Raw genomic sequence first — 26673 nt, 5'->3', positions numbered from 1 at the left:
ACATTATTTATTTATCAAAACTAATATTCCAAATACCTCTAACCTGATTTATAGAGTAACCTATTGCCTTATCCTTAGGGTATAAATTAGCAAGACTATTTAAGGTTGGTCTATTAATATCTTGATTTGGTTTACCATGACATTGCAAGCACATTGTATTTGTTGTAATTGGGTAATACACATGTACTTTATCGTCTAATAGATCAACTATTGGTTTTGGTTCTATATTATTTTTGATGTCGTTTTTAAAAGAATTAATATACGTCAATTCTTTATTATTTGCTAAATTATTTTGATTTCTTGGTTTGTCGGAAACTCTTTTTATGGATGCATTATGTATTACAGACATGCTATCTGTTAAAGGGTAAGCCTTTTCATTACAAAACGCCAAAGCTTCTAACGTCCCTTTTTTCTGGATAGTTCCCATTAAATTTTTACCCAAAACTGCTTTTGTTGATAAGGCATATTTTAATCCACGTTCTGCGTATGGTAAATCTTCAAAATTTGTTTCAGCCTGTTGTTTGTGCATACCATTTCCTTGTCCTTTTCCTTGTCCTTTATGGTTACCTTTTTCTTCATTAAAATGCTTTTCAAACCATTCTGGTTGATCAATATCATAATCAAACATATAATCTGCTATTTTAGCAATTGTCTCTTCTGGAAATGCTTGCTTTGGCATAACACCAAAACGTTTTACTGCTCCATGCATTTTAGCATCTTGTGCATTGGGATTTTTAATCCATGATTGTATATCTGCTATAAACTCTTCTTTTGTTGTATTGTCATCAATGTAATGCTTTTTAATAGCAATCATTGGTGGTCCAATCCTATCAGCTTGACTAGCTGATGGACTATGACATGTGTAACAGTTAGTTTCCATTAGCTTTTTTCCAGGATGCTTATTCGCTTTCATTTGAGTGTCAAAAGCAGATAGCTTTTTGTTTTTAGAATTGTTGCAGCTAACCAAAACCAACGATAATACTATAAGTAAGTAAACCTTTTTCATAACTATAATTTATTTAGATAGCTTACCAGTTGCACAACTAACAAAGGATTTAGCTTTAGAAACTAAGTTATTATCATCGTCTATTGCTGGATAACCTAACGTTTTAAGTTTGTCTTTTACCATTTTAGCATCAGCGTCATTGTTATGACTAAATGCAACTATGCTATTATCGACGTCTATATTAATATCTGTGATATTTTCTATTTGGGCTAATTTAGTTGTGATAGTGTTTGCACAACCACCACATTTTAAGTTTTGTACTACTATTGAAGTGTTCATTTTAATTAATTTTTAGTTAGCCATTTTAGGTTAAAACAACTATAACTTGTTATGCTATAAAGTTACGGTTATTTAAGGCTTTACATAGTAACCTTTGTTACATAAAAAAAGCGCACATAGACTGTTTTACTATGTGCGCTTTTATAATTATAAGATTAAAAAACTATTTTAATGTGGTCGGACAAACATAGTCTGTTCTTGGTATTGTTGTTTTTTTAATTGCACCATAACCACCTGCTACATCTATTAAATTATGAATTCCTCTACTTTTTAATATAGAAGCAGCAATTACAGATCTGTATCCACCAGCACAATGCACATAAAATGGCTTATCCTCCGGAAACTCACTTAAATGACTATTAATATTATCTAAAGCAGTGTGTTTTGCACCATCGATATGTTCGGCTGTAAACTCGCCATCCTTTCTAACATCAAAAATAACATCTTTGTTATCTTCGTATCGTTTTTCAAACTCTTCTGCAGAAATTGATGTTAACGTGTCGTAATCCATTCCTGCGTCTTTCCATGCTTGGAAACTACCTTCTAAATAACCAATAACGTTATCAAATCCAACACGAGATAAACGTGTGATTACCTCTTCTTCTCTTCCTTCTGGAATGACCAATAAAATTGGTTGACTAACATCTGCAATTAATGCACCAACCCAAGGTGCAAATCCACCATCTATACCAATAAATATTGAACGTGGAATGTGACCTTTAACAAACTCAGTTTGATGACGCACGTCTAATACTATAGCTTCGGTATCATTAGCAGCAGCTTCAAAAGCTTTTGGAGATAATGGTTTTTGAGATTTAGTCATAACTTTATCAAAGCTTTCATAACCTTTAATATTCATCATAACGTTTTGAGGAAAGTATGCTGGTGGATCTGATAAGCCATCTAACAATTCGGTTATAAATTCGTCTTTGGTCATGTCTGCACGCAAAGCGTAATTTACTTTTTTCTGATTCCCTAATGTATCTGTAGTTTCTTTACTCATGTTTTTACCACAAGCTGAACCTGCACCATGATTAGGGTATACTATTAAGTCGTCACTTAATGGCATTATTTTGTTACGAAGTGAATCGAATAAATAACCAGCTAATTTTTCTTGAGTTAAATCTGAAGCTATTTTTTGGGCTAAATCAGGACGACCAACATCTCCAATAAATAGCGTATCTCCTGTAACTATACCATGTTCTTTACCGTTTTGGTCAATTACAAGATACGTTGTGCTTTCCATAGTATGTCCTGGAGTATGGATAGCTTTTATCTTGTAGTCTCCAACTTCAAACACCTGACCATCTGTGGCTATGATAGCTTCATAGGATGGTTTTGCTGTAGGTCCAAATACGATTTGAGCACCTGTTTTTTCTTTTAAATCTAAGTGACCAGACACAAAATCTGCATGAAAATGCGTTTCAAAAATGTATTTAATTTTAGCATTATCTTTTTGTGCTCTTTTTATATAAGGCTGTACTTCTCTTAAAGGATCAATAATTGCTGCCTCTCCATTACTTTCTATATAATAGGCTGCGTGTGCTAAGCAACCTGTATAAATTTGCTCTATCTTCATTTTCAATTCTATTTTATGTTTTGGTAAAATGTGTTCGCCTTTAGGGCTCGGTTCACTTTTAAATCTATTTTTCTTACTAAAAGAAATTCGCCATAAGGCAAAAATTCATTTTTAATTCTTCAAATTTACTAATGTTTTTAAATTTTTACAGCAACTTAAGTTACATAATTAAAAAACTAACTCTTTTAATATAATATAAATGGACATTACTAATATAAACCAACCAAAGCTCTTTTTTAATTTTTTACTAGAAATATATTTGGAAAAATAACCTCCAATTAATATACCAAAAATAGTTAAACCTGTAAAGGATAAAAGGAAAACCCAGTCAATATCTAAGGTTTGCATATCTCCTGAAAACCCTATTAATGAGTTTATTGCGACTATAATTAGGGATGTGCCTACTGCTTTTTTCATGTCTAATCCAGCCCACAATACTAGTGCTGGAACATATAAAAATCCTCCTCCTGCACCAATTAATCCTGTAATTATACCAATTACCACACCTTGCATAAATGTCTTGTAATAAGGTTGTGAGGTAGCAGTTGTTTTTGTGTTTTGTTTAGTTTTAATCATGGAAAAGGCTGCTAAAAACATGATTATTGCAAAAAATATCATGATAGCCATATCCTTGGTCAAACTAAATGTACCTATAGATACTATAGTTTCTGGTATTGCTGGTACTACAAAACGTCTAGAAATATAAACAGCAATAAAGGATGGAAATGAAAACGCTAAACCTGTTTTAAAATCTACTAATCCTTCGCGATGCTTTTGAATAACACCCACTAGCGATGAGGATCCAACAACAAACAATGAGTATGCTGTCGCTATAACTGGATTATAGGCTAAAAAATAAACTAACAATGGAACGGTTAAAATAGATCCACCACCACCTATTAATCCCAAAACTGCACCAATTAAAAAAGCTGCTATATATGTTATTACTTGTATAAAATCCATAATCTATTAATCTTATACAAACTTAAAATATAAATATGACACCCTTTGTAACAGTTGTTACGCTTATAAGTCCAAGACCTTAATATTGTTTCTATGAAGTTCTATTTTTCCATCAATTTCAAGTGTTTTTAATAATCTTGAAATAACGACACGTGAGGTATGTAAATCTCTAGCAATTTGTTGGTGTGTGACATGGATAACCTCGTTATGATTAACCATTGCTTTGTCCTTTAAATACTTAAACAAACGCTCGTCCATTTTTAAAAATGCAATCGTATCTATTGCTTCTAGTAGCTCTGACATACGATTATGATAGCTTTGCAACACAAATTGTTGCCAAGACTTATATTTACCTAGCCATTCTTCCATTTTGGCAACTGGTATCATAATTAACTTAGTATCTGTTTCTGCTATGGCTCTAATTTCACTTTTAGAGCTTCCTAAACAACAAGATAATGTCATTGCGCAAGTGTCTCCTTGCTCGATAAAATAAAGGATTAACTCATCGCCATCTTCATCTTCTCTTAAAATCTTGATTGCTCCACTAACTAAAAGTGGCATAGACTTTATATAATCTCCAATTTCAATAAGTTTAAAACCTTCAGGAATATCTTTGTAAGTCCCAACATTATTAATTTCTTGAATTAACTCATCTTCAAACAAATAACCATAATGTTGTTTTAACTGCTCTAGCATAATCTATTTTTTTTCAATTGTAAAGTTAACCAAAAAAGGATTAACTTAACTTTGTTTTGGTTGCTGAAAACATAACGACAGCATCTTATATAACTCTGGATGCTTTTGTTTGAATAATTTAGGACGTTCAAAAAAATACTCTGAAGCTACTGCAAAAAACTCGGCTTGACTTGTTCCTCCATATTTTCTAATATCGGAAGTATCGTTATTTATACTTTCCATCTCAGTATGCATTAATTCTAACCAAGGTTGTATAAATTCTTTACCTAAAAAATATTCTGGAACACCATCAGTTTCTCCATCCATTTTATCTAGTAAATGTACAAATTCATGGACTGGTGTATTATGCTTATCAGTTTTATTATTAAAGGCTAATCGGATGGCTTTTTTTGATAAAATCATTTGTTTTTCATAACGACCAGTACCAACCATCCCTAAAATTTTTCGGTCTTTATCCATATCAGAAAATTGCAAATCCTTATTAAAGCTATCCGGATAAACAATAATGCCTGATAAGTTATTATAACTCCATTGGTTAAACCCAAAAACTGGTATAATGGCACTAGATGCTATTAGTATTTTATCCAGATCATCAATAGTAGTGTTAACACCATCAATATTAATTTCTGCTAAAAAAAGTGCTATTCGGTTTCTAAATATCTTTTGATTAGCCAGAGTTAATCTTTTGTAAAACAAAACATTTTCTAATAATAAATTATGCCAATGGTTGGGAATTTGTTTTACAGGTTTAGGCTTCATTAGTACAAAAGCATATACTATAAACCCTATTAAAATTATAAAAACTACTGTATAAATCATATTTTAAAATTGTTACTGCAAAATATTGAATTATGATAGACAAAAAAATATATTTATGGTAAAAAAAGGACATAATAAGTATCTTCGCTAAAAAACAAAACCTATGTTAAAAGCAGTATTATTTGATATGGATGGTGTTATTGTGGATACCGAACCTTTACACAAAAAAGCCTATTTTAAAATGTTTGATTATTTTAAAATTGAAGTATCGGATGAATTATACGAATCTACAACTGGACAATCTACAATAAACGTTTGCAAACGTATGTGTGACCATTTTAAATTAGATAATTCTCCAGAAGAGTTAGTGCAATATAAACGTGATATATTTATAAATCTTTTTCATAGTGATCCTAGTTTACAGCTTATAGATGGTGTTTTGGAGCTTATTCAAGATTATTACAATAATGGATTAACCTTAGTATTGGCTTCTTCTGCATCTATGCTAACCATTAATAATGTTTTTAAACGTTTTGATTTAGATCAATATTTTAAAGCTAAAATTAGTGGTGCAGACTTAAAAGCCTCAAAACCTCATCCCGAAATATTTGAAAAAGCTGCACAATTAGCTGGTCATTTACAGCATCACTGTATTGTTATTGAAGACTCAACTAATGGTATTAAAGCTGCAAAAGCTGCTGGAAGTTATTGTATTGGTTTTGATAGTTTTCATTCTAAAAATCAAGATTATAGTAAAGCAGACCTAGTTGTTTCTCATTTTAAGGACATACAGTATAGTAAAATCTACAACATTCTAAACTAAAACTAAAGCTTTACTACCTGTATGACATATGTCATATTTTAAAAGCTACAAGCCCATTAACTTTGACTTATCAAATAGTTAAAATATGTGCTTGTCTTTAGTTAATAAATATAATGTTGCTGGACCTAGATATACTAGTTATCCTACTGTACCATATTGGGATTTAGATACTTTTTCTTTAAAACAATGGAAACAAAGTCTTAAAAAAGCTTTTGATGAAAGTAACAGTACTGAAGGTATTAGCTTATACATTCACTTACCTTTTTGCGAAAGTCTTTGCACGTTTTGTGGTTGCAATAAACGTATTACCAAACGTCATGATGTCGAGCTACCTTACATAAATGCTGTCTTAAAAGAATGGCAGTTATACTGTGATTTATTAGGCGAAAAACCTGTAATTAAAGAGTTACATCTTGGTGGTGGAACACCAACCTTTTTTGATTCTGAAAATTTAAAAATTTTAATCAATGGTATAAAATACAAAGCTAAACTAGCAGAGGACTACGAGTTTAGTTTTGAAGGTCATCCTAACAACACCACAAAAACTCATTTACAAACCTTATTTGATTTAGGATTTAGACGTGTTAGCTTTGGTGTACAGGACTACAACCCTATTGTTCAAAAAGCAATACACAGATTTCAACCATTTGAAAACGTTAAAAATGTAACAGAATTAGCCAGAACTATTGGTTACACATCTATAGGTCACGACATTATTTTTGGTTTACCTTTTCAAACCGAAGCGCATGTAGAAGATACCATAAAAAAAACTAAGCAATTATTACCAGATCGTATTGCTTTTTACAGTTACGCTCACGTCCCTTGGATAAAAGGAAATGGACAAAGAGGCTACAAAGACAGTGATTTACCAACACCAAGTATAAAACAAAATCAATATCAACTAGGTAAAAAATTATTGGCACAAGCTGGTTATTATGATATTGGTATGGATCATTTTGCACTTAAAACAGATGCTTTATACAAAGCAAGCCAATCAGAGACTATGCATCGTAATTTTATGGGTTATACTGCCTCTAAAACCAAAGTTATGATAGGGTTAGGCGTGTCATCCATTAGTGATAGCTGGTATGCTTTTGCACAAAATGTAAAAGGTATTGAGGAATATTATCATTTATTAGAAAATAACAGTATTCCTGTTTTTAGAGGACACATATTATCGCCTGAAGATTTAATTATTAGGCAGCATATTTTAAACTTAATGTGTCATTTTAAAACTAATTGGATGGCAAATAATTTATATTTTGAAGATATTCCAGAGGTCCTTATAAAACTAAAAGAAATGCAGGACGATGGGTTACTTAATATAGAATTAAATCAAATATTTATTACCGAAAAAGGAAAACCCTTTGTTAGAAATATATGTATGGCTTTTGATTTGCTTTTACAGCGAAACAAACCAGAAACCCAACTATTTTCAATGACCATTTAGATTGTTAATTAATTTATAAAAGGTCGCTATTTATCCATACAATGGGTAACTTTAAAACATAAAACACAACCATAAAAACTTACAACATGAAAAAAATAATTGTACCAGTAGACTTTTCTGATCATTCAAAATATGCTTTAGAATCTGCTGCAATATTGGCCAAAAAATATAATGCAGAAATATTTGCATTACATATGCTAGAAATGTCTGAAACTATATTAACTCAAGGTGAAGCAGATATCCAATCAGAAACTATTTTCTTTTTAAAATTAGCAGAAAATCGTTTTAATGAGTTTTTAGATTTAGACTTTTTAAAAGATGTAAAAGTTACACCTATAGTAAAACACTTTAAAGTTTTTAGCGAAGTTAATGATGTTGCAAAAGAGCATAATGTGGATTTAATAGTTATGGGATCACACGGAAGCAGTGGTTTAAAAGAAATTTTTGTTGGTTCTAATACTGAAAAAGTAGTACGTCACGCAGAAATCCCAGTTCTTGTTGTTAAAAACAAACCGACAACATTAAGTTTTGATAATGTTGTCTTTGCTTCAGATTTTTCTGAAGCAACAGTCACTCCGTATTTAAACGCGTCTAAATTATTTGAAACTTTAGGCTCTAACTTACATTTAGTATATATTAATACTCCAGGAGATAACTTTAGCAGTACCTCTGAAATGGAAAAAACGGTTGCTAACTTTTTACAAAAAGCAGATGGTAATTTAGATAAATTATCAGAAGTACAGTTTATCTCAGATTATTCAGTAGAAAAAGGTGTATTAAATTATGCAAATGTTTCTGGTGCAGACGCTATAGCTGTTGCCACTCATGGTCGTACTGGATTTACACATTTTTTAGCCGGAAGTATCTCTGAAGATATCGCAAACCACGCAGCATTACCTGTGGTAACCTTCAGAATTAAATAAGTAAACTTTTGATAGTTAGTTATTAAGGGGATTAAAATGAACTATCATTTTAATCCCCTTTTTTATAAAACTAATATATATCATATCAAATAACATTTATTTCGAATATCTTTAAGTAAACCTAAAACTTAAGGATATGAAACATATCTTACTACCTACTGATTTTTCTGATAATGCATGGAGTGCTTTAGTATATGCTGTAAAATTGTATAAATATGAGGTTTGTACATTTTACATATTACATGCTAATCCATTAACACCATCTTCCCTATCCAATTTGTCAGATGTGTATTTAAAAAACACCATACAGCAGTGTAAACGACAATTAAAAGAGGTTAAGGACCAAATAGAATCTAGTGATGCAAATGCTAATCACAGCTTTAAGACTGTATTAAAATTAATAGATTTACAAGTCGCTGTCAAAGCACATATTGCAGAAAACCCAATAGACTTAATTATTATGGGTACAAAAGGAGTTTCTATAAATAAACAGCTGTTTTTTGGTAGTAATACAACACGATTGGTTAACACTATTAAAGTGTGTCCAACGTTAATTGTACCAGATCAATATGATTATAAACCTATAAAACAAATCGTTTTTTCTACAGATTTAAATAGGTTTTATACAGATCAAGAGATTAAAACTATAAACGACTTTACATATGATAATAATGCTACGCTAAGAGTTATCAATATTCAGGTTAATGATAATTTGGCTCCTTTACAACAATACAATTTATCCATTTTAAAAAAGGGACTCCAAGGTTTTAAAACGCATTACCATTCTGTGCCAAACTATAATAAAAAAGCAGAAATCATTAATACATTTATCAATGATCTAGATATTGATTTACTAATTATGGTTAATTATAAACATAGCATAATGGAACGCTTATTAAATGAACCTGTAATAAAAAAAATAGGCTTTAATCCTACTGTTCCATTTTTAGTAATTCCAGATAATCAATAAATTATGATAACTAATGACCTTTACATCAAAAAATCATCAGGAGAGCAGGTTAAATTTTCAGTTGAAAAACTTAAAAACTCCTTAATAAAATCTGGAGCAGATAGAGCCTTAGCGGAAAAAATTACGACTAATGTTAGGGACGAGTTATTCCAAGGGATTTCTACTAAAGAAATCTACAATCGTGCGTTTGCTATGCTAAAAGCTACTAAAAGTCACTTAGCGTCTAAATACAAGTTAAAAAAAGCAATTTACGAATTAGGCCCTACAGGATTTCCGTTTGAGCGTTACGTTGCTGCTATTTTAGAAGCCTCAGGATATCAGACAAGAGTTGGCGAGATTATAAACGGAAGATGTGTAAAGCACGAAGTAGACGTACTAGCAACAAAAAGTAATAATACTGTTCTTGTCGAGTGTAAGTTTCATAGTGAGGCTGGTTTAAATTGTAATGTAAAAATACCATTGTATATCCAATCTAGGTTTCAGGACATTCAACTTAATTGGAACACGACCTATCATTCTAAAACAAACATGACACAAGGTTGGGTCGTCACTAACACAAGATTTACAGAGGATGCCAAAACATATGGTAATTGTATTGGTTTATACTTATTAAGTTGGGATTATCCTTTAAATAATGGTCTAAAGGAGCGTATTGATCAATTAAAACTTTATCCAATTACAACCTCTACATTATTGACTAAAAGAGAAAAACAATTTTTATTAAACAGAGAGGTCGTGCTTTGTAAAGATTTATTAAATGATACCTTTTATTTAGATCATTTAGGTGTATCTGCAATACGTAAAAAAAGAATTTTAAACGAAATTAAATTATTGTGTAACACCAAATAAAGCTATGAATACTCATGTTAATATTACCTTTTTAGGAGGTGCAAAAACCGTTACAGGCTCTAAATATTTAATTGAAGCTTTTGACACTTCAATATTAATAGACTGTGGATTGTTTCAAGGCTTAAAAGATTTAAGACTTTTAAATTGGCAGGCATTGCCAATAAATGTGGCTTCCATACAAACCATACTATTAACGCATGGACATTTAGATCACGTAGGTTATTTACCTAGATTAATTAAACAAGGGTTTAAAGGCACTATAATTGGCACTGCTCCAACACTGGCTATAGCCGAAATTATTTTAAAAGATAGTGCTAAAATTAACGAAGAAGAAGCTAAAAAAGCCAATAAAGAACATTACTCCAAACACCAACCTGCTTTACCCTTTTACACACAAAAAGAGGTCGAACAAATTGTTGCTAAATTTGAAGTGCAAACTCAAGACAAATGGATTGTTTTAAATAACCACATCTCTTATAGGTTTAATTACAATGGACATATAATAGGTTCCACTTTTATAGAATTGGATATTGAAGGAAAACGTTTTGTTTTTTCTGGAGATATAGGTAGAACAAATGACTATTTACTTAACGACCCAAAACGTCCAGATAGTGCAGACTATTTATTTGTAGAAAGCACTTATGGAGACAAATTACACCCTAAAGAAGATATTGAAGCTAAGCTAGCTGCAATAATAAAACAAACCATAAATGATAGAGGTAATTTAATCATCCCAAGTTTTGCAGTGGAGCGTTTACAAACGTTAATGTTTATTCTATTTAAATTATATCAAAAAAATCAAATTCCAAATATCCCAATATTTGTAGATAGTCCAATGGGCAATAATGTATTAGAAGTTTTTAATAAGTTTCCAAAGTGGCATAAATTGTCCGCAACAGACTATGACGCAATGTGTAAGCATATTAATATAATTACCTCTTATGCAGACACTTGGAAAACCATTGACGATCCTCGTTCTAAAATAATTATAGCAGGAAGTGGAATGGTAACAGGTGGACGCGTATTAACCTACTTGCAACAATTAATAGACCATGACACGACAACCATTTTACTGGTAGGTTACCAAGCAGAAGGTACTAGAGGACGCTTATTAAAAGAAGGCACACACGAAGTTAAATTTTACGGTAAATATTATCCTGTCAAGGCTAAAGTAAAACATATTGATAGCTTATCTGCGCATGCAGATCAATCAGGTTTATTGGATTGGCTAGGTGCTATTAAAAATACTCCAAAAGCAATTTATTTAATCCATGGAGAGGCAACTGCACAACAAGCATTTCATATTAAACTAAAAGACACATATGGTTGGGATAGTTATTGTCCAACATTAAATGAAGTGATTAAAATTAAATTATAAGTTATTAGTTACATGACATTTATCATAGTACAACTATAATAATCCTTGTACCTTTAACTATAGAAAATAATAACTGAGTAGTAAGAGATTGCAAACAATTGATACCACGATACGCTATTAATCAACAACAAAATTATGTTTTGTTAAATGGTATACTAAGTCAAAGTAATACCAAAAAAGTGGTACAAAAATTTGTAATCAATAAACAGGAAGTTAACAGTGTTATGCTTCCTGTTTTTTTTTAAAAAACAAGAAATAAATTATGAAAACAGAAAAGAAAACCAAAATTGTAGAATGGTATAGTGCAGACAGAATGCATAACATGTCTAAAACGTGGTTATCAGAACTTAACTTTATAAAAGATGAACAAGTCTTTTTAGAAGAATTATTAACCGATTATACACATAAAATAGTTAGAGCTGAAATTTTAGATAGAGCTAAAATTGTAACTACAGCTTTACTAAGAACTGCAAGAGGTAATCAATCACTAATTAACGACTTAACTAAACATGAAAAAGAATTAAGTGTTATGATTGATGGTAAGGATGAAATTGAAAAAGAAAAACAATACAAAGAAGACCACATTGCTTTAACAAAGACATTAAGTTCTTTTTTTTACGACTATAAAGCGGTTAAGTTTGAAGTTTTTGAATTGGTAAAAAGATTGATGAAAACAGATAAAGATGAACATTTATTAAATTAATAATATGAAAAAAGGACTATTAATATTATTGCTTACAGCTTTATATGCTTGCGATAGCACGCAATTAAGAGACCGTTGGATAAGTCCAGATGCTAATGATTATACGCTTCAAAAAGTTTTTATTGTTGGTTTAACAAACAACGAAGTTGCCAAAGCGCAATTTGAAAAAAAACTACAAAAACAATTAATTGAAAGAGGCATTGAAGCGTCTATTAGCTTAGATAAATTTGATGCAGACTTTTTAGAATCTAAAAAAACTGATGACGAATTAAAAGCGCTAGAACACCAACTAATACAAGAAGGGTTCGATGCTGTAATTTTCACAAAAGTAGCTGGAATAAAAAACAAAATTCAATACAAAAAAGACTACTCTAATTTTGATAAAAATCACAAAAAATTTAATGACGATTTTTTAATGTATCAAGATCAAGTTTTTAATCCAGACGCTTACCAAGAGTATCAGGTTTATAATGCTGAAACATCTGTGTATTGTCTTTGTCCAACTAAAGATCGTACGTTAATATGGAAAGGATATATTGATATTGTAGATCCAGAAAATATTGACCAAACCGTTAACGATTATTCTAAACTATTAATTTTGGTTTTAGAAAATGATGGTATTATTCCTGAAATAAAATAAATTTATCTGTACTACACGTCCACTTTTAATCGTGTAAAACAAACAAAGGAACACTAGCTATTTTACTATGTTTTGTTATTGGAGACCCTTTAAACAAACGTTCTAAAAAGCTAGTTTTTTGTATTATAAATACTTCAAAATCTATAGGATTAGTTTGCAAATAAGTATCAACTACATGATGCATTGGCACACTAACAACCTGATGATATATAAAATTATTTGACTGTAATAGTTTGTTTAATAATTTTAAATCTTCTTGGTCAGAAGTTGCTGTTTCAGTTATACGTAAAATATCATATTTACTTGTATGCTTGTCCACTAAGTTTGTCACTTGTTGTAACCTTTTTTCATTTAAAACATCTTTTTCGTCCAACGGAATTAATACCGTTTCTGGTTTAGAAAACTTAAAGTGTTTAGGTATAATTAGTGTTGGACAAGATACGTTACGTATAACGTGCAGCGTATGGCTTCCAAAAACAACCTCATCTGCTCCTGTAACACCATTTGTTCCCATTACGACTAAATCTATAGCGTTTTGTGTGATTATTTGATTGACTGCATCTGTAAACACATCGTAATCAATGTGAGTTAAAAATGTATGTCTGTCATTTTTATATTTTAAATGAAGTGCTGCTGCTAAATCCTCTAAATCTTCTTTAGGCGATTTTACTATTGAAGCATATAAGTTAGCATTACCAGTTGTCATTAAATCTGCAGATGTAAATGCTGACGCTTTATGTACATATACCAAATGAAACTGAATGGTTTTAGATTGCAACAATTGCAAGGTGTAATTTATAGCATTTTTAGAGCTTTCAGAAAAATCTGTAAGTAATAGTATATTTTGCATTATAATCTGATTTTGATTGAATTAGCGTATTGTAATTTACAAAATATTAGTTAGACTTTTTGTAAATTTAGGATTATGTTGGCTTGGCTTTGTTTCCGCGAAAGCGTTAAAATAAAACAGTTTATTAATGACAATCAATTGCACTATTAACCATCTCTACCACTGGACTTGGAGAAATGTACGGAATACCAAGTCCTAGTCCACGTAAAATAAATAAGGCGCCAATAACTACTACAAACACTGGAATTGCTTTTTGTATGCGTTGTTTTACCTGAGCGTTTAAAAATTTACCTAAGTAAATTGCTGTGGTCATTAATGGGATGGTGCCTAAACCAAAAAAAGCCATGTATAAACCACCTTGCCAAGCATTACCTGTTGCTATGGCTCCAAAAACTGCCATATAGACTAAGCCACATGGTAAAAATCCATTTAAAAAGCCAATGGTTAGAAAGGTGTCTGTGGTTTTCTTTTTTAAGGCTTGACCCATTTGTTTTTTTACAAAACCAACAGCTTTGTAAATAGGCTTTACTATAAAATTTTGACCTAATTTTTTATAAGGAAAAAGGATTACTATAATCATTAAAACCCCTATGACGATAGATAGTTTTTGTTGTAATCCAAATATATACAAGCTTTTACCAATGACGCCAAAAATTAAACCTATAATACTATAAGCTAAAATACGACCAAAATGATAAGCGCCAATTTGTGTTATTTTTTTAAAAGAATTACTTCTGTCAACAGGTAACATAAAGGCAATAGGACCACACATACCAACGCAGTGAAAGCTTCCTAATAATCCAAATATGATTGCTGTAATTAACATTTAGTATAAGACGTCTTCTTTAAACATGTAATTGGTACCTTTGTAATTCCAATCTATTTTAATGTTCCAACGACCATCTAACATACGTTTGTCAGGTATGAGCAAATTGTGATTAGACAACAAAATTGTGGTTTCGAAATCTAGTTGTTTATTAGATGGTCTATATAGGAACACTGTACCTTTAATGTCGTTGTAATCCAACTCTGAAGGAAAACTAATTAGCATACCTTCTTGTGTTTTTTTCCAAGTGATTTTAGAGTCTAACTCTTTAGACTTTGTTTCTTTATTAATATCATTTTGATATTCTAATTCTTGCTTATAGTAATTGTCATTAACTAAGTCATGATCTAGATTTTTATCTGTATTCATGGCAATAACAAAATACATTATAAAGCTTATAAATAGTATAAATGCTATCACTACTCCTGTTCCCCAATTTAATTTCATAATACGTATAATTTAATTATAGCTTCTAGGTCCTAAAAAGTTAACTGTTGTGGTTTCTATTAGTTTTTTGCCACTATAAACTTCTATTGTTAATTTTGTTTTATCGCCTTTTATAAGACTTTGGTTTAACTCAATAAACAGTGTACCTTCCGCAAGACCTTGTGCTGGTACAACAAAACTTTTATCTGTTGATACTAGTTTAATTGTTCCTTTAAACTTTTTAAGTTTAAAGTTGACATCATTAATCTCTTTGGTTGTTTTATTTACAAGTTTATAGGTAAATACGTTACTGATAATATTGTCTGCTTTATGTTCAAATAATTGACCTGGTAGTCTTAAAACACGTGCCTCAACGTCGTTTCGTAATTGTAACATTGCTATTAATACACCTATTAATATAAATAATACAACTATGTATGCTTTAAGTCTTAATGTAAACTTAAATGGTTCTTTCTTTTCAATATTATCTTCACTAGCATAACGGATTAGACCTTTAGGTAAGCCTACTTTTTCCATTATATCGTCACACTCGTCAATACATGCTGTGCAGTTTACACACTCTAATTGTGTCCCGTTTCTAATATCAATTCCTGTTGGACATACATGCACACATTGCATACAGTCTATACAATCTCCATGACCAAGTGCTGCTCTGTCTTCGTTTTTTCTAAACTTTTTACGTCCATTTTCTCCTTCTCCACGTTTGTGATCATAGGCAACAATAATAGATTTATTATCAAGTAAAACACCTTGTAAACGTCCATAAGGACAAGCTATAATACAAACTTGCTCTCTAAACCAAGAAAATACAAAGTAAAATAATCCAGTAAAAATTAACAATGGAAATAAAGTCCCTAAGTGTTTAATTGGTCCTTCTGTAACATAGTTTAATAGCTTATCACTACCTATTAAATAGGCTAAAAAAACATTAGCTATTAAAAAGGAAATAATAATAAAAATGGTATGTTTTAAAACACGTTTTCTAATTTTTTCTGGTGTCCATTTAGTACGTTTTAATTTCATTTGCGCACCTCTATCACCATCAATCCAATATTCGATACGTCTAAAAACCATTTCTAAAAAAATGGTTTGTGGACAAATCCATCCACAAAATATACGACCAAATGCAACTGTAAATACAGTAATGAAGATAACACCAATAATCATTGAGATTACAAATAGGTGAAAATCTTGAGGCCAAAAAGGAAAACCAAAAATATTAAAACGTCTTTCTAATACATTAAATAGTAAAAACTGATTACCATTAATTTTAACAAATGGAGCTGCAAATAAAAAGACTAAAAGAATATAACTTACTATTTTCCTGTAATCGTAAAACTTACCGCTTGGCTTTTTAGGAAATACCCAAGCACGTTTACCGTCTTCGTTTATAGTTGCAATTGAGTCTCTAAAACTCTCGTTATCTGGAGCTTCCATTGTTTTATTTATTAATTGTTCATTGAAACAGATTTCTCTACCTCTAAAACGTCTGTACCTTGTGCTTCTGCAGGTATTTCTAAATCTTCAGCACCTTCTGGTTGCCAAAGGTCACCTTCTGCTTCTTTAGGATTAGCAGGAGTTGTACCTTGTAAAGACAGTACATAACTTGCTACTTGTGCCATTTCTAATGGTTTTAAATCTTTTTTCCAAGAGACCATCCCTTTACCAGAACGTCCACCTTCAGAGATTGTATGAAAAACATTTTTTATACTTCCTCCTAAAATCCAATGCTTATCTGTTAGGTTTGGACCAATACCTCCACCACCATCTGCCATGTGACAAGCTATACAGTTTTCTGTGAAGATTTTTTTACCGTTTTGTAAATCTAAAGCGTCTGTTAATAGCACCACAGAATTAACATCTACTAGGTTTTTAGCGGTCTTTTTATAAGCTTCAATTTCGATTTTTGCTTGAGCATATTCGTTATCTAACTCTTCATATTGTGTATCTGAAGATCCTGTAACATGAAAATTAAACAAGTAGATTACAGCAAATACCATAGATGCGTACCATGAGTATAGCCACCATGGTGGTAAGTTATTATCTAACTCTTTAATACCATCGTAGTTATGATCTAATATAATTTCATGTTCTTCTTCAATTGGTTTATCATCACCTTTAAGTTTAGCATACAAAGCCTTTACCTTAGTGAACTGAGGTACTTTAGCTTGATTAGCTAAATAACGTTGTTTACCTGCTTCATCTAAACTTTGAAATAATACGTTTTCAATAGCGCCAACAATTCCTTCTATAGCAATTAGTATAACTAATACTAATAATAAAAATAACATGATTATTGGATACTCTAAAAAAGCTGGTTTGTCTCCTGAGTCTACAAAATACTCTACTAATCCAAAAATAATAAAGAATACAGCAGGCACTCTGACGTATGATGGAATTAAATGTCTCATAATTCGGTTTCGTTTTGGTTATCTAAGTCTAATGGTAAATTACTTACAGTGGTGATGTAGTCTTTTTTGGCAGTAATTACCCACCAAAAAAGGACTACAAAAAAACCAAAGAATATAAGTAATGAAAGGATTGGGTATATCTCTACACCAGCAATACTATCTAAGTGATTTTTTACAAATTTTAACATGACGATTTAGTTTTGTGCTGTTGTTTCTTCTACTGTGTCTACTTTTATGTCTGTACCTAAACGTTGTAAGTAAGCTATTACAGCAACTATCTCACGATTACGCATTTCAACAAAATCAGTTCCTCCATTTTTCTTGCTAGCTTCATAAGCTTTTGCAAAATCCGGATCATTGTAAAGATTTTTCTCAATTTGTGTTCCTTGTTCAAGCATTTGCGTTTGTGCATTTGCGATATCTTCATCTGTATATGGAACCCCAAGTGTTACCATTACCTTCATTTTCTCTTCAATTTGAGACTTATCTAAAGCATTATCTATAAGCCATTTGTATGCTGGCATAATAGATCCTGAAGAGGTACTTTGTGGATCATACATATGGTTAAAGTGCCAATTGTCTGAGTACTTACCTCCTACACGATGTAAATCTGGTCCTGTACGCTTACTTCCCCATAAAAATGGATGGTCATAGACAAACTCTCCTGCTTTACTGTATTCTCCGTAACGTTCTACTTCACTTCTAAAAGGTCTAACCATTTGTGAGTGACATCCAACACAACCTTCACGTATATAAATATCACGACCTTCTAACTCTAAAGGAGAGTATGGTTTAACACTACTAATTGTAGGTATATTAGATTTAACCATTATAGTTGGTACAATTTGTACAATACCACCAATTAAAATAGCGATAGTTGCTCCAATAGTTAATTTAATAGGCTTACGCTCTAACCATGTGTGCCAACCTTCTCCAGATACACGTTTGTTAGATACACGTTGTAAAGCTGCAGCTTCTGCTAATTCATCCTCAACAGCACTTCCCTTTCTAATTGTAGCTATAACGTTAAATACTAAAATTAACATACCTGTTAAGTATAACGTACCTCCTATTGCACGCATCCAATACATTGGTATAATCTCTGATACTGTTTCTAAGAAGTTACCGTAAACTAAAGTTCCGTCAGGATTAAACTGCTTCCACATACTAGCTTGTGTAAAACCTGCTACATACATTGGTAAAGCATACATAATAATACCTAAAGTACCAATCCAAAAATGAAGATTTGCTAATGGTAACGAGTATAATTTAGTTTTAAATAATTTTGGCACTAAATAGTATATCATACCAAAAGTTAAAAACCCATTCCATGCTAAAGCACCAACGTGCACGTGTGCAATAATCCAGTCTGTAAAGTGAGCAATTGCATTAACGTTTTTAAGCGATAACATTGGTCCTTCAAATGTTGCCATACCATAACCAGTAATTGCAACTACCATAAATTTAAGTACTGGATCAACACGTACTTTATCCCAAGCACCACGAAGCGTTAATAATCCGTTTATCATTCCTCCCCAAGAAGGCATTAATAACATTACAGAAAAAGCAACTCCTAAATTTTGAGCCCATTCTGGTAACGCTGTATATAATAAATGGTGTGGTCCAGCCCAAATGTATATAAAGATTAACGACCAAAAGTGTACAATAGATAGTCTGTAAGAGTATACAGGTCTATTAGCAGCTTTAGGAACAAAGTAATACATTAATCCTAAGAAAGGTGTTGTTAAGAAAAAGGCAACCGCATTATGTCCATACCACCATTGTACTAAGGCATCTTGTACACCTGCGTAAACCGAGTAACTCTTCATACCAGTTAAACTAACAGGTAACTCTAAACTATTAAAAATATGTAATACTGCAACAGTAACAAACGTAGCAATGTAAAACCAGATAGCAACATATAAGTGACGTTGACGACGCTTTAACATTGTACCAATAAGGTTAGCACCAAAAGCGACCCAAATTAAGGCAATAGCAATATCAAAAGGCCATTCTAACTCGGCATATTCTTTAGATGTCGAGTAACCTAAAGGTAACGTAATGGCAGCTCCAACAATAATTAATTGCCATCCCCAAAAATTAATATTACTTAACAAGTCACTAAACATTCTAGCTTTAAGTAAGCGTTGTGTCGAGTAATAAACACCTGCAAAAATAGCGTTACCAACAAATGCGAAAATCACCGCATTGGTGTGTAATGGTCTTAAACGACCAAAGCTTAGCCATGAAATCCCATCTGTCATGTTAGGGAATAAAAACATAAACGCTAAAATGAGTCCTACAAGCATACCAACAACTCCCCAGAGTATAGTAGCGTAAAGAAACTTTTTAACAATCTTGTTGTCGTAATAAAATTGCTGCATTTCCATAATTAATTGTGATTAGTCTTATTTTTGATTTTAGTTTTTTTTATTGTTTTAATTGGCGTTTTAACCAATTCGTCTTCAAAAAGCATTCTTACAGATGGTGTGTAACCATCATCAAATTGTCCATTTTTTACTGCCATTATAAACGCTGTAAAAAATACAATTGCGATAATTATGCTTACTGTTAGTAATATATATATAACACTCATACCTATTAGAAGTTATGCTACAAAAGTAATTTAGTAGGCTTGTTTAAAAGATGACATTTATCATGTTTACAGTAATTTTGAAAAACTTTTTTAACATTATATTATGTTAATATTGCTACATCAAAAACTATTGTAATCTACCAGACAAAGTTTAATATAAAGCTATATTTATATTGAATAATTATTGCAGTTTACGTCCAACCCAATTGGTTGCTAACGTCGTAAATATGACTATACTAATCGAGCTTAAAGGCATTAAAATAGCTGCAATTACTGGAGCTAACTGTCCTGTTACTGCAAAATACAAACCAATAACATTGTAGAATAGTGATAATAAAAAACTCCATTTTATAATCTTTATAGCACTTTTAGAGGCCTTTATATATTGATACAGTTGGTTAAACTTTGTAGCATCCAAAATGGCATCACAAGCAGGAGAAAACACATTAACATTTTCTGAAATCGCAATACCAACATTACTTTGTGCCAAAGCACCTGCATCGTTTAAACCGTCTCCAACCATTAGTACTTTTGCACCTTCGGATTGATGGTATTTAATATACTCTAACTTCTCATCTGGCTTTTGATTAAATAGCATTTTAGTTTTGGCTGGCAGTAGCTTTTTAAGGTTTTCTAATTCACCTTCATTATCTCCAGACAAGATGACCAAATCAAAGTGCTTTTTAAGTTTATTAAACAACTTAGACAAGCCTTTACGATAGCTGTTATAAAAAGTATATTTTCCTTTGTAACCTTTATTTGTACTAATATGTACTGCTGTATTTAACACTGCACTATCGTTGTTAAAACCTACAAATTTAGCCGAACCTATTTTTATATTTTGGGTCGCATGAGACGCCTCAATACCTTGTCCTAAATGTTCTTCAAAATAATCTAAAGCTACAATATCATTATCCTTTAAAATATCATACAACCCTCTACTTAATGGGTGGTTTGAGCCTCTTAAGGTGTTTTTCAATAATACTTCCTCATCTATACTTAGTGGTACACCTTCATATTTAGCATCACTTTTTTTATTAGACGTAATGGTTCCCGTTTTATCAAAAATAACAGTATCTATATGTGCTAACTGCTCTAAAACAGAAGCATTTTTAAGGTAAAATTTCTTTTTTCCAAAAATGCGCAACAAATTACCAAAAGTAAAAGGAGCTGCTAAAGCAATTGCACAAGGACAAGCAATAATTAAGACTGCTGTAAAGACATTTAAAGCCTTACTACTATCAATAAACATCCAATATGCTGTAGCTATAAAGGCAATACTTAAAACAGCAATTGTAAAACGTTTACTAATCGCATTGGTTAGGGTTGTAAAACCATCCTCTTTATTTTTACTAAACACATCGTTACTCCATAATTGTGTCAAGTAACTTTGTTCTACAGATTTTATGGCTTCCATTTCTATAACACCAGAGGTTTGTTTACCGCCTGCAAATAACTTATCTCCAGAACTTTTCTTAACCGTTTCGGACTCACCTGTTACAAAGCTGTAATCGATTCTTGCGTTTCCGTTAATTAATATACCATCAACCGGAATTAATTCTTGATTTCTTATTAATAATCGATCTCCTTTTTTAATGTCATATACTTGAACTGGCACTTCTTCGTTATTAAAAATTTTAGTAACTGCTATTGGGAAATACGACTTGTAATCGCGCTCAAAAGACAAGAACGAATAGGTTTTTTGCTGAAAAAACTTTCCTAATAATAAAAAGAAAACTAAACCTGTTAAACTATCAAAAAAACCAGAACCTATGTCAAAAACAATTTCGGCAGTACTTCTTAAAAACAGAACAACTACGCCTAAAGCTATTGGAATATCTATGTTTAATATTTTAGTTTTTATAGCTTTAAAAGCCGAAATAAAATAATCTTGAGCTGCATAAAACACAACAGGTAATGAAAACGCAAACATAATCCACCTAAAGACATGCTTGTATTGCTCTAACCAAAACTCATTTACCTCAAAATATTCTGGAAATGATAAAAACATCACATTACCAAAAGCAAAACCTGCAACGCCTAATTTATAAATTAAACTACGGTTGACATTTTCTTGTCCTGTTTTATAATCGTCTAAACTAATGTAGGGTTCATATCCAACAGAGCTTAATAGAAGGACTAGTTGTTTAAGCGAAAAAGCTTCGGTGTTATAAGAAACTCGTACTGTTTTTTTACCAAAATTGACTTGAGATAAAGAAACTGCTGGATTTAATTTATTAAGATTTTCTAAAATCCATATACAAGAACTACAATGAATATGCGGAATATAAAGTGTAGCTATTTGAGTTTTACCGTCGTCAAACTCGACTAACTTCTCTATAATTTTATCTTGCGATAAAAAATCATACTTTCCTTCTATCTCCTTTGGTATTGCTCCAGGAGACGATTGTAAGTCGTAGTAACATGTTAAGTCACTTTCAGACAAGATTTCATAAACTGTTTTACAACCTTGACAACAAAAAGGTTTATCCTTTATTAGTATTGTTGTATCTGTACAATTATCGCCACAATGATAACATACTTTTGATTCCATAATTTGCTCATTTACCTGTAACAAAGGTTACATTTTGTGATTAATTAATATATGATATTTGTCATATCAGGTATTGTATACTTTTGGTATACTGCAACAAAATTAGGTATGAGTAAATGTGAACATTGTATTGTCAGGCAATTTAATAGTTTAAACACCTTGACAAGAGAGGAATTAGTGCGCGTGTCTGCATGTAAAACTGGACGAGTAGTCAAAAAAGGTGACATAATTTTTAGAGAAGGTGAAGCATTAAATGGTATTTATTGCATTAGAGAAGGCGTTTGTAAACTGACTAAATTAAGCGAAAACGGTAAAGATCAAGTCGTCAAATTATCTGTAAAAGGTGGTATGATGGGACAACGCTCTTTGGTTAGTAATGAATGTTCTAATTTAACTGCTGTAGCCTTAAATGATATGCAAATTTGTTTTATACCCAAACAAGAAATATTAGATGATTTACAGAAAAATGTAAACTTTTCTATGGATCTTTTAAAACGAATGGCTCAAGATTTAAGAGATGCGGATGATAGTCTTGTGGATATGGCTCAAAAAACAGTAAAGCAACGTTTAGCTGAAACTTTATTGTACGTTAAAAACAAATTTGATAATGATGCAGATGGTTATTTAGCTTTAACATTATCTAGAGATGACTATGCTAGCATTGTTGGTACAGCAACAGAAAGTGCTATTAGAATTTTATCTCAATTTAAAAAGGAAGGCATTATTAGTACCAAAGGAAAGCAAATAAAAATTGAAGATGAGCAGGCTTTAAAACGTGTGGAGTAAAATAAAAATTAATTTATAAAAAAAAGGATATCAATAATGACATCCTTTTTTTGTTTAAGGTAATTTAAACTATCAATCCACTATTATTTTAATTTAAACCTGAAACCTTTACATAATCAATAATAAATTCTTGCGGAAAAATAGAATCATCCACTTCTGGACCTCCAAAATTCCCACCTATTGCAAGGTTTAATATGATATAAAAGGGCTTGTCAAAAGGCCAGGTTTTTTCATTTTTAATTTCTGGTGAAAAGGTGTACACTAAATTATTATCTATATAAAATGAAATAGAGTCTTTAGTCCATTGTGTTTTATAATTATGAAACCCTTCCTCTATATCCTTTATAGTTGTAATTTTTGTATTAACAGATTTACCATAACTGTCAGGCGTATGTAACGTCGTATGAATTTGATGAGGAGCCTTACCTACATATTCTAAAATATCAATTTCACCGCAAGCAGGCCAAGTATTAGTATCAATATCATTACCTAACATCCAAAATGCAGGCCATAATCCTGATCCTTTTGGCAATTTGGCACTAACTTCTACTGTACCATATTGAAATTCAATTTTGTCTTTAGTTGTGATTTTTCCTGAATAATATCCAGTCGAATCTTTAGTAGCTGTTATTATTAAATTACCGTCTGTTACAGATACATTTTCTTTAGTATAAATTTGTCTTTCATTATTACCCCAACCACATAAGTTTGGACAACCATCTCCTAAATCGTAATTCCAATTAGCATCGTTTAATTGCGTCCCATCAAATTGATCAATAAAACTAAAGGCTGGTTTATCATTATTTAGCTTAGCTTGATTTTTATGTTCTTCTTTACAAGCAAAGCATATTAAGGCTACTAATATTAGTTTAAATCCTTTAATCATAACTTAAATGTATCTGTTAAAACAGTTTTAGAACTTCCTCCAATATAGACTTCAAAATCTCCAGTTTCGACGTTAAACTCTCCTTGGTTATTATAAAAACCAAGTTCTGCTTTAGTTAAAACTAATTGAATAGTTTTGGTTTCATTTGGATTTAATTCAACTAATTCAAAACCTTTTAATTCTTTTACAGGTCTTGTAACACTAGCAAATACATCTTTTAAATATAATTGCACGACTTCTTTACCTTTTAATTTACCTGTGTTTGTTAGATCAACAGACACTTTTATGGTTTCATCATTAGAAAAGGTATTACTAATTTTTAAGTTACTATACTCAAACGTCGTGTAACTTAAACCGTGGCCAAAAGCATATAATGGATCATTTGTTTCGTCTTGATAATGTGACCAAAACACCACGTCCTTACCTGGTAAAGTAGGCCTACCTGTACTTTTGTAATTGTAATAAATTGGAACTTGTCCAACGTGTCTTGGAAAAGTCATTGGTAATTTACCACTTGGATTATAATCGCCATATAATACTTGAGCAATAGCGTTACCACTTTGTGTTCCTAATTGCCATGCTTCTACAATTGCAGGAATATTATCGTCTGCCCAAGTAATAGTTAATGGTCTTCCATTGTTTAAAACTAAAACTATGTTTTTGTTAACTTTATAAACCTCTTCAAGTAACTGTTGTTGGACACCTGGTAAGCCTAAGTCTGTACGACTTCTACCCTCACCACTTTGATAACCATGTTCTCCTAAAACCATAATTACAACATCTGCTTGCTTAGCGTTGTTAATTGCCTCTGCAAACTCACTTTTATCTGTGTTGTTTATGTTTACTTCAATCGCAAATTCGGTTTTACCTAAAGCGACATCTGCACCTTTTGAATAGGTAATCTTGTTTCCTGAATATTGATTTAATCCTTCTAAAACAGAAACAGCTGTGCTATCCTTAGCAGCTATACGCCAACTTCCTAATGGACTTGTTTTATCTGAAGCTAAAGCACCAATGACTGCTATTTTTTGTCCTTCTTTTTGTAATGGTAAAAGGTTATTTTCATTTTTAAGCAGTACAATGGACTTTTTAGCCATATCTAAAACTGCATCATGAATTTCCTGACTTCCAATGACTTGCTTTTCTCTAGTTTCATTTAAATATTTATAAGGATCATCAAATAAACCCAACTCAAATTTCACGCGTAAAATTCGGCTTACAGCATCGTCAATAAGCTTAATATCTACTTTACCTTGGTTTACTAAACCTGCAAGCTCTTCTACATATAAATAGGATTCCATATCCATATCAGAACCTGCATTAACTGCTAATTGGGCAGCTTGTTTACCATCTTTAGCATAACCATGAGCAATCATTTCTGTAATTGAACCCCAATCTGAAACCATAAAGCCATCAAAACCCCATTTTCCTTTTAAAATATCACGTTGTAAATATTTATCTCCAGTTGCAGGAATACCATTAAGCTCGTTAAACGAATTCATAAACGTCCTAACACCAGCTTCTTTGGCAGCTTTAAAAGGTGGTAAAATGATATTATTTAAAGTAGAAGTCCCTACATCTGCAGTATTGTAATCACGTCCAGCCTCTGCAAACCCATAAGCTGCAAAGTGTTTAGCACATGCTGCAATTGAAAAATGAGAAGATAGGTCGTCACTTTGAAACCCTTTTACCCTAGCAATTGCAATTTTAGACCCTAAATAAGTATCTTCTCCTGCACCTTCCATTACGCGTCCCCAACGTGCATCTCTAGAAATGTCTACCATTGGCGCAAATGTCCAATTTATACCTGCTGCAGCAGCTTCTTTAGCTGCAACTTCTGAAGATTTTTTAATAGCTTCTAAATCCCAACTCGCGGATTCGGCTAATGGAATAGGACTTAAGGTTTCATAACCATGAATCACATCAAAACCAATGATTAATGGAATCCCTAAACGCGTCTCTTCTACTGCAATTTTCTGGACTGCTCTAACGTCTTTTACTCCTCTAACATTAAGCATTGATCCTACATAACCTTTTCTTAAATGTTCGTATTTTTTTGCTTGGTCTCCATTTTCAGGGACAGGACCTGTTACATCCCAAAACCCATTATACTGGTTCATTTGACCTATTTTTTCTTCTAAAGTCATCTTTGCTAGCAAATCTGATACTTTAGTTTCGATATCCGAATTTTTAGAGGTCGTAGTCGTATTTAAAGCTAAGTTTTTCTCATTACCATTATTACAAGAGGTAATGAGAAAACTAGCTAAGACTAATACATAATATTTTATTATCTTCATAT

General features: G+C 31.6%; 26 protein-coding genes. 9 read left to right on the top strand and 17 right to left on the bottom strand.

Annotated elements, in window-relative coordinates; all coding sequences use genetic code 11:
• Positions 1–7 precede the first annotated feature (7 nt).
• The 6 genes from M890_RS0108070 to M890_RS0108045 all read right to left on the bottom strand — a co-directional run bounded on the left by M890_RS0108070 (position 8) and on the right by M890_RS0108045 (position 5342).
• On the bottom strand, positions 8–1006 hold the full coding sequence (locus M890_RS0108070) for a c-type heme family protein (RefSeq protein WP_028283045.1): 999 nt from the start codon (positions 1004–1006) through the stop codon (positions 8–10).
• Between the two features lie 9 nt (positions 1007–1015).
• Positions 1016–1285, bottom strand: coding sequence for a heavy-metal-associated domain-containing protein (locus M890_RS0108065; RefSeq protein WP_028283044.1), 270 nt, complete (start codon positions 1283–1285; stop codon positions 1016–1018).
• A gap of 163 nt (positions 1286–1448) precedes the next feature.
• Positions 1449–2864 carry an MBL fold metallo-hydrolase gene (locus tag M890_RS0108060; RefSeq protein WP_028283043.1) on the bottom strand — a complete coding sequence of 472 codons (1416 nt, stop codon included), beginning with the start codon at positions 2862–2864 and terminating at the stop codon, positions 1449–1451.
• Positions 2865–3032: 168 nt separating this feature from the next.
• Positions 3033–3827, bottom strand: a complete 795-nt coding sequence (locus M890_RS0108055; protein ID WP_028283042.1) for a sulfite exporter TauE/SafE family protein — start codon at positions 3825–3827, stop codon at positions 3033–3035.
• Positions 3828–3890: 63 nt separating this feature from the next.
• Complete coding sequence (locus tag M890_RS0108050) at positions 3891–4523, bottom strand: Crp/Fnr family transcriptional regulator (protein ID WP_028283041.1); 633 nt, start codon at positions 4521–4523, stop codon at positions 3891–3893.
• Between the two features lie 45 nt (positions 4524–4568).
• Positions 4569–5342, bottom strand: a complete 774-nt coding sequence (locus M890_RS0108045) for a M90 family metallopeptidase (protein ID WP_028283040.1) — start codon at positions 5340–5342, stop codon at positions 4569–4571.
• A 103-nt stretch (positions 5343–5445) separates the two neighbouring features.
• On the opposite strand from M890_RS0108045, the gene M890_RS0108040 reads away from it, so the two are divergent.
• The 8 genes from M890_RS0108040 to M890_RS0108005 all read left to right on the top strand — a co-directional run bounded on the left by M890_RS0108040 (position 5446) and on the right by M890_RS0108005 (position 13018).
• Positions 5446–6105 (top strand): HAD family hydrolase, encoded by a 660-nt coding sequence (locus M890_RS0108040; RefSeq protein WP_028283039.1) that lies wholly within the window; start codon positions 5446–5448, stop codon positions 6103–6105.
• 85 nt (positions 6106–6190) lie between these two features.
• Positions 6191–7555 carry an oxygen-independent coproporphyrinogen III oxidase gene (gene hemN / locus M890_RS0108035; RefSeq protein WP_028283038.1) on the top strand — a complete coding sequence of 455 codons (1365 nt, stop codon included), beginning with the start codon at positions 6191–6193 and terminating at the stop codon, positions 7553–7555.
• Between the two features lie 86 nt (positions 7556–7641).
• Positions 7642–8478, top strand: a complete 837-nt coding sequence (locus tag M890_RS0108030) for a universal stress protein (protein ID WP_028283037.1) — start codon at positions 7642–7644, stop codon at positions 8476–8478.
• Between the two features lie 136 nt (positions 8479–8614).
• Entirely contained in the window at positions 8615–9448 is an 834-nt protein-coding gene (locus M890_RS15955) for a universal stress protein (RefSeq protein ID WP_028283036.1), read from the top strand.
• 3 nt (positions 9449–9451) lie between these two features.
• On the top strand, positions 9452–10297 hold the full coding sequence (locus M890_RS0108020; RefSeq protein ID WP_028283035.1) for a restriction endonuclease: 846 nt from the start codon (positions 9452–9454) through the stop codon (positions 10295–10297).
• A 4-nt stretch (positions 10298–10301) separates the two neighbouring features.
• Positions 10302–11675, top strand: a complete 1374-nt coding sequence (locus M890_RS0108015) for an MBL fold metallo-hydrolase RNA specificity domain-containing protein (protein WP_028283034.1) — start codon at positions 10302–10304, stop codon at positions 11673–11675.
• Between the two features lie 262 nt (positions 11676–11937).
• Positions 11938–12378 carry a hypothetical protein gene (locus tag M890_RS0108010; RefSeq protein WP_028283033.1) on the top strand — a complete coding sequence of 147 codons (441 nt, stop codon included), beginning with the start codon at positions 11938–11940 and terminating at the stop codon, positions 12376–12378.
• A 4-nt stretch (positions 12379–12382) separates the two neighbouring features.
• Positions 12383–13018, top strand: a complete 636-nt coding sequence (locus M890_RS0108005; protein ID WP_028283032.1) for a hypothetical protein — start codon at positions 12383–12385, stop codon at positions 13016–13018.
• A 25-nt stretch (positions 13019–13043) separates the two neighbouring features.
• Here the strand turns inward: M890_RS0108005 and M890_RS15950 are convergent, their stop codons facing one another.
• From M890_RS15950 to M890_RS0107960, 9 genes are all read right to left on the bottom strand, one after another.
• Positions 13044–13868, bottom strand: a complete 825-nt coding sequence (locus tag M890_RS15950; RefSeq protein ID WP_036597315.1) for a universal stress protein — start codon at positions 13866–13868, stop codon at positions 13044–13046.
• A gap of 124 nt (positions 13869–13992) precedes the next feature.
• Complete coding sequence (locus tag M890_RS0107995; RefSeq protein ID WP_028283031.1) at positions 13993–14694, bottom strand: sulfite exporter TauE/SafE family protein; 702 nt, start codon at positions 14692–14694, stop codon at positions 13993–13995.
• Positions 14695–15141: a FixH family protein gene (locus tag M890_RS0107990; RefSeq protein WP_028283030.1), complete on the bottom strand. Its 447-nt coding sequence runs from the start codon at positions 15139–15141 to the stop codon at positions 14695–14697.
• Between the two features lie 12 nt (positions 15142–15153).
• Entirely contained in the window at positions 15154–16578 is a 1425-nt protein-coding gene (ccoG, locus tag M890_RS0107985) for a cytochrome c oxidase accessory protein CcoG (RefSeq protein WP_028283029.1), read from the bottom strand.
• 11 nt (positions 16579–16589) lie between these two features.
• Positions 16590–17552: a cbb3-type cytochrome c oxidase N-terminal domain-containing protein gene (locus M890_RS0107980; RefSeq protein WP_028283028.1), complete on the bottom strand. Its 963-nt coding sequence runs from the start codon at positions 17550–17552 to the stop codon at positions 16590–16592.
• On the bottom strand, positions 17549–17740 hold the full coding sequence (locus M890_RS0107975; protein WP_028283027.1) for a cytochrome c oxidase subunit IV: 192 nt from the start codon (positions 17738–17740) through the stop codon (positions 17549–17551). Before M890_RS0107975 ends, M890_RS0107980 begins: the two co-directional genes overlap by 4 nt.
• Before the next feature lie 6 nt (positions 17741–17746).
• Positions 17747–19942 (bottom strand): cytochrome-c oxidase, cbb3-type subunit I, encoded by a 2196-nt coding sequence (gene ccoN / locus M890_RS0107970; RefSeq protein WP_028283026.1) that lies wholly within the window; start codon positions 19940–19942, stop codon positions 17747–17749.
• 2 nt (positions 19943–19944) lie between these two features.
• Positions 19945–20148, bottom strand: a complete 204-nt coding sequence (ccoS, locus tag M890_RS0107965; protein ID WP_028283025.1) for a cbb3-type cytochrome oxidase assembly protein CcoS — start codon at positions 20146–20148, stop codon at positions 19945–19947.
• A gap of 181 nt (positions 20149–20329) precedes the next feature.
• Positions 20330–22702 (bottom strand): heavy metal translocating P-type ATPase, encoded by a 2373-nt coding sequence (locus tag M890_RS0107960; protein WP_028283024.1) that lies wholly within the window; start codon positions 22700–22702, stop codon positions 20330–20332.
• A gap of 51 nt (positions 22703–22753) precedes the next feature.
• Between M890_RS0107960 and M890_RS0107955 the strand changes: the two genes are divergently transcribed.
• Complete coding sequence (locus M890_RS0107955) at positions 22754–23488, top strand: Crp/Fnr family transcriptional regulator (protein ID WP_315897448.1); 735 nt, start codon at positions 22754–22756, stop codon at positions 23486–23488.
• 88 nt (positions 23489–23576) lie between these two features.
• Here the strand turns inward: M890_RS0107955 and M890_RS0107950 are convergent, their stop codons facing one another.
• Positions 23577–24374 (bottom strand): glycoside hydrolase family 16 protein, encoded by a 798-nt coding sequence (locus M890_RS0107950; protein WP_036597313.1) that lies wholly within the window; start codon positions 24372–24374, stop codon positions 23577–23579.
• Positions 24371–26671: a beta-glucosidase BglX gene (gene bglX / locus M890_RS0107945; protein WP_036597312.1), complete on the bottom strand. Its 2301-nt coding sequence runs from the start codon at positions 26669–26671 to the stop codon at positions 24371–24373. The genes M890_RS0107950 and bglX overlap by 4 nt, the downstream gene beginning before the upstream one ends.
• Between the last annotated feature and the right edge of the window lie 2 nt (positions 26672–26673).

Origin of the sequence: Olleya marilimosa CAM030 (assembly GCF_000518485.1) — a bacterium.
Taxonomy (GTDB): domain Bacteria; phylum Bacteroidota; class Bacteroidia; order Flavobacteriales; family Flavobacteriaceae; genus Olleya; species Olleya marilimosa.
The sequence above is the reverse complement of the archived record's forward strand: the minus strand, read 5'-3'. Positions and strand labels throughout refer to the sequence as shown.

What these genes read in the sequence shown, in the direction of transcription:
- hemN (WP_028283038.1), top strand. Translation starts at nt 6,191, where the DNA reads ATGTGCTTGTCTTTAGTTAATAAATATAATGTTGCTGGACCTAGATAT.
- M890_RS0107975 (WP_028283027.1), bottom strand. Translation starts at nt 17,740, where the DNA reads ATGTTAAAATTTGTAAAAAATCACTTAGATAGTATTGCTGGTGTAGAG.
- M890_RS0108040 (WP_028283039.1), top strand. Translation starts at nt 5,446, where the DNA reads ATGTTAAAAGCAGTATTATTTGATATGGATGGTGTTATTGTGGATACC.
- M890_RS0107955 (WP_315897448.1), top strand. Translation starts at nt 22,754, where the DNA reads ATGATATTTGTCATATCAGGTATTGTATACTTTTGGTATACTGCAACA.
- M890_RS0108030 (WP_028283037.1), top strand. Translation starts at nt 7,642, where the DNA reads ATGAAAAAAATAATTGTACCAGTAGACTTTTCTGATCATTCAAAATAT.
- M890_RS0107990 (WP_028283030.1), bottom strand. Translation starts at nt 15,141, where the DNA reads ATGAAATTAAATTGGGGAACAGGAGTAGTGATAGCATTTATACTATTT.
- bglX (WP_036597312.1), bottom strand. Translation starts at nt 26,671, where the DNA reads ATGAAGATAATAAAATATTATGTATTAGTCTTAGCTAGTTTTCTCATT.
- ccoN (WP_028283026.1), bottom strand. Translation starts at nt 19,942, where the DNA reads ATGGAAATGCAGCAATTTTATTACGACAACAAGATTGTTAAAAAGTTT.
- M890_RS0107950 (WP_036597313.1), bottom strand. Translation starts at nt 24,374, where the DNA reads ATGATTAAAGGATTTAAACTAATATTAGTAGCCTTAATATGCTTTGCT.
- M890_RS0107960 (WP_028283024.1), bottom strand. Translation starts at nt 22,702, where the DNA reads ATGGAATCAAAAGTATGTTATCATTGTGGCGATAATTGTACAGATACA.
- M890_RS0108005 (WP_028283032.1), top strand. Translation starts at nt 12,383, where the DNA reads ATGAAAAAAGGACTATTAATATTATTGCTTACAGCTTTATATGCTTGC.
- M890_RS0107995 (WP_028283031.1), bottom strand. Translation starts at nt 14,694, where the DNA reads ATGTTAATTACAGCAATCATATTTGGATTATTAGGAAGCTTTCACTGC.
- M890_RS15950 (WP_036597315.1), bottom strand. Translation starts at nt 13,868, where the DNA reads ATGCAAAATATACTATTACTTACAGATTTTTCTGAAAGCTCTAAAAAT.
- M890_RS0108020 (WP_028283035.1), top strand. Translation starts at nt 9,452, where the DNA reads ATGATAACTAATGACCTTTACATCAAAAAATCATCAGGAGAGCAGGTT.
- M890_RS0108050 (WP_028283041.1), bottom strand. Translation starts at nt 4,523, where the DNA reads ATGCTAGAGCAGTTAAAACAACATTATGGTTATTTGTTTGAAGATGAG.
- M890_RS0108055 (WP_028283042.1), bottom strand. Translation starts at nt 3,827, where the DNA reads ATGGATTTTATACAAGTAATAACATATATAGCAGCTTTTTTAATTGGT.
- M890_RS0107980 (WP_028283028.1), bottom strand. Translation starts at nt 17,552, where the DNA reads ATGAGACATTTAATTCCATCATACGTCAGAGTGCCTGCTGTATTCTTT.
- M890_RS0108015 (WP_028283034.1), top strand. Translation starts at nt 10,302, where the DNA reads ATGAATACTCATGTTAATATTACCTTTTTAGGAGGTGCAAAAACCGTT.
- M890_RS0108060 (WP_028283043.1), bottom strand. Translation starts at nt 2,864, where the DNA reads ATGAAGATAGAGCAAATTTATACAGGTTGCTTAGCACACGCAGCCTAT.
- M890_RS0108045 (WP_028283040.1), bottom strand. Translation starts at nt 5,342, where the DNA reads ATGATTTATACAGTAGTTTTTATAATTTTAATAGGGTTTATAGTATAT.
- ccoG (WP_028283029.1), bottom strand. Translation starts at nt 16,578, where the DNA reads ATGGAAGCTCCAGATAACGAGAGTTTTAGAGACTCAATTGCAACTATA.
- M890_RS0108010 (WP_028283033.1), top strand. Translation starts at nt 11,938, where the DNA reads ATGAAAACAGAAAAGAAAACCAAAATTGTAGAATGGTATAGTGCAGAC.
- M890_RS0108070 (WP_028283045.1), bottom strand. Translation starts at nt 1,006, where the DNA reads ATGAAAAAGGTTTACTTACTTATAGTATTATCGTTGGTTTTGGTTAGC.
- ccoS (WP_028283025.1), bottom strand. Translation starts at nt 20,148, where the DNA reads ATGAGTGTTATATATATATTACTAACAGTAAGCATAATTATCGCAATT.
- M890_RS0108065 (WP_028283044.1), bottom strand. Translation starts at nt 1,285, where the DNA reads ATGAACACTTCAATAGTAGTACAAAACTTAAAATGTGGTGGTTGTGCA.
- M890_RS15955 (WP_028283036.1), top strand. Translation starts at nt 8,615, where the DNA reads ATGAAACATATCTTACTACCTACTGATTTTTCTGATAATGCATGGAGT.